Genomic DNA, 1305 nt, shown 5'->3' with positions numbered 1-1305 from the left:
AGTTTTACAAATGTCAAAAAATTAAACAACTACCCACCTAGAAATGTTAGTTACACCCCTATCAACATGATGTCCTTTTATTATTGGTTTCGTGTAGGTAAAACCAAAGACCTTGGTACTATCTATTGCGAAATTAGAGTTGATGGTGAAAAGTCCGTTCCAATTTCTACTAAAATCAAATTAAACCGCAAACAATGGAATCCCAAAGAACAATGTTTTCAAGGTAAAGAGGCTGCCAAAAATCAAAAACTTATGGATTATCACGAATTACGCTTTACTCAAATCTACACTGAGATTAGTTTTGAAAAACCAAATGAACTTATCAGGCCTGATGAAATCTTACTTAGGCATAGAGTGGCTAGTGGGAGAGAAAGAAAAGTAAAGAAGGTATTTTCCTTCATTGATGTCTTTAAAGAGTTTATCAATGACCAAAATCAATTAGTCAAAGCTGGAAAGCTCAAACAAGTATCAGTTGCTGGTAAGGAATCTAAATTTGAAACTATTAAATCTTACTTGATTAAAAAATCTTTAGAGCAAATTAGAATAGATGAAATAGACCATGTGTTTCTGGAGGATTTTAAATTCTATTTGAATATTTCCAAATATGAAGATAGTACTATTGAGAAGTATTTATTTCTTATAAAGGGAGTGGCGAAATATGCTGTATCCAAAGGCTATACCAAAGAGCGAAAAATTGAGGAATACAGAGTTGATAAGGCTAAAGCCAAAGATCCTGTATCACTTACTCAGGAAGAGCTTGACAAGATTGATAAAATGGACTTAAATGAAAATCATAGAAAGACTTTTGATATCTATCGCTTTTGTGCTGAAACCTCTTTGAGCTTTACAGACTATGATACGCTTTGTGACGAGGATATTGAAATGGATTCTGATAATACCCTCTGGATAAAACTGGAGAGGGATAAAACAGAAACTAGACAAAGTATACCTCTTAACGAAAAGGCGATGAAAATTTTCAATAGATATGGATCTGATGTGAAGACTCTTCCAAAAATGTCAAATTCTAAATTGAATGTATACATTAAGGAAATTGCGAAGAAAGCAAAGATAAATAAGTACCTAACGTTTCATACCTCTCGAAAAAGTTTTGTTGACCATAGTATAAATGAACTCGACTTACCCGAAAGTACTATTAAAGCTATGGTTGGTTGGAAAGATAGTAGACAACTGTCAAGATATGCTAGGGTCAAAGATTCTACTATTAAGAAGGCTTCCCTTGAAAATTACTTTTTCCTGCGAAGGCCTACAAAAAATCCACTCAAATACGGGTGGATTTTTTATTTT

The 1305-nt window shown here is 33.1% G+C and carries 1 protein-coding gene; it reads left to right on the top strand.

Annotation, left to right across the window (positions count from 1 at the left end; all coding sequences use genetic code 11):
• Positions 1-66: 66 nt before the first annotated feature.
• Positions 67-1305, top strand: a 1239-nt coding sequence (locus tag GVN22_RS27290) for a phage integrase SAM-like domain-containing protein (RefSeq protein WP_166554153.1), incomplete at its 3' end; no start/stop codon positions are given.

The sequence above is a fragment of the Cellulophaga sp. BC115SP genome (assembly GCF_009905545.1).
In the GTDB taxonomy this organism is placed as follows: domain Bacteria; phylum Bacteroidota; class Bacteroidia; order Cytophagales; family Spirosomataceae; genus Flectobacillus; species Flectobacillus rivi.
This window is presented reverse-complemented; position numbering and strand designations above follow the sequence as displayed.